Origin of the sequence: Croceicoccus gelatinilyticus, from assembly GCF_018398395.1 — a bacterium.
Lineage (GTDB): Bacteria > Pseudomonadota > Alphaproteobacteria > Sphingomonadales > Sphingomonadaceae > Croceicoccus > Croceicoccus gelatinilyticus.
Map to the genome: position 1 here is coordinate 1 of NZ_JAHCBF010000038.1, position 1,524 is coordinate 1,524.

Sequence of the window (1,524 nt, forward strand, 5' to 3'; positions counted from 1 at the left end):
TGTTCCCCGTCAGCACCAATGGCACAGATTTGAGGTTGTGATTTAAGGAGGATTTGGGCTTCGTCGTAGTGATGAAGGAACGAAGATGAAGCCCAAATCCTCCAATGCAAAATCGCCGACCAAGGCCCCTGCGGAGCGGGTGGTGAAGGACATCCGGCGTGCAACCCGCCGGCACTTCTCGGCCGAAGACAAGATCCGCATCGTGCTGGATGGCCTGCGCGGCGAGGACAGCATCGCCGAGCTGTGCCGCAAGGAAGGCATTGCCCAGAGCCTGTATTACACCTGGTCGAAGGAGTTCATGGAAGCCGGCAAGCGCCGCCTGGCCGGCGACACCGCCCGTGCCGCGACCACTGGCGAGGTGCAGGATCTGCGCCGCGAAGCCCGCGCCCTGAAGGAATGCGTTGCCGACCTGACCCTGGAGAACCGCCTGCTGAAAAAAAGCATGATCGCGGATGGGGGCGACGACGAATGAGGTATCCCGCCTCGGAGAAGCTCGAGATCATCCGGATCGTCGAGCAGTCGCACCTGCCCGCCAAACGCACGCTGGACCAGCTCGGCATCGCCCGTCGGACCTTCTACCGCTGGTATGACCGGTTCCTCGAAGGCGGCCCGGAGGCCTTGGAGGATCGGCCGTCGGCGCCGACCAGGGTGTGGAACCGCATCGGCGATGATATCCAGGACCAGATCGTCGAAATGGCCCTGGACTACAGCGAACTGTCACCGCGCGAGCTGGCGGTGCGGTTCACCGACGAGAAGCGCTACTTCGTGTCGGAAGCCACGGTTTACCGCCTGTTGAAGGCCCATGATCTGATCACCAGCCCGGCCTATGTCGTGATCAAGGCCGCCGATCAGTTCCACACCAAGACCACCCGGCCGAACGAGATGTGGCAAACCGACTTCACCTACTTCAAGATCATCGGGTGGGGCTGGATGTATCTGTCGACCGTGCTCGACGACTTCTCGCGCTACATCATCGCCTGGAAACTGTGCACCAACATGCGGGCCGAGGACGTCACCGACACGCTGGACATGGCGCTGGCTGCCTCGGGCTGCGACAGCGCCACCGTGCTGCACAAACCCAGGCTGCTCAGCGATAACGGTCCCAGCTACATCGCTGGCGAACTGGCTGAATACATCGAAGCTCAGCAGATGAGTCATGTGCGCGGTGCACCGTGCCATCCCCAAACCCAGGGCAAGATCGAGCGCTGGCACCAGACTCTGAAGAACCGCATCCTGCTGGAGAACTACTTCCTGCCCGGCGACCTCAAGGCCCAGATCGAAGCCTTCGTCGAGCACTACAACAATCAACGTTACCACGAGAGCCTGAACAACGTGACGCCCGCCGACGCCTACTTCGGCAGGGCACCAGCCATCATCAAACAGCGTGAAAGGATCAAACGACAGACCATCGAATATCGGCGCTTGCAACACCGCAAGCTCGCCGCTTATCATCCATCCCCTGACGAGGCCCGCACTCCGCTAATTTACGCCGCGAGTTGTGCCAAATGTTCTGACGACGGACAG

The 1,524-nt window shown here is 61.0% G+C and carries 1 pseudogene; it reads left to right on the forward strand.

Annotation, left to right across the window (positions count from 1 at the left end):
* Nucleotides 1-85: 85 nt before the first annotated feature.
* Nucleotides 86-1,446, forward strand: a pseudogene (locus KIH45_RS18995) (IS3 family transposase); the annotation flags it as partial.
* Nucleotides 1,447-1,524 lie beyond the last annotated feature (78 nt).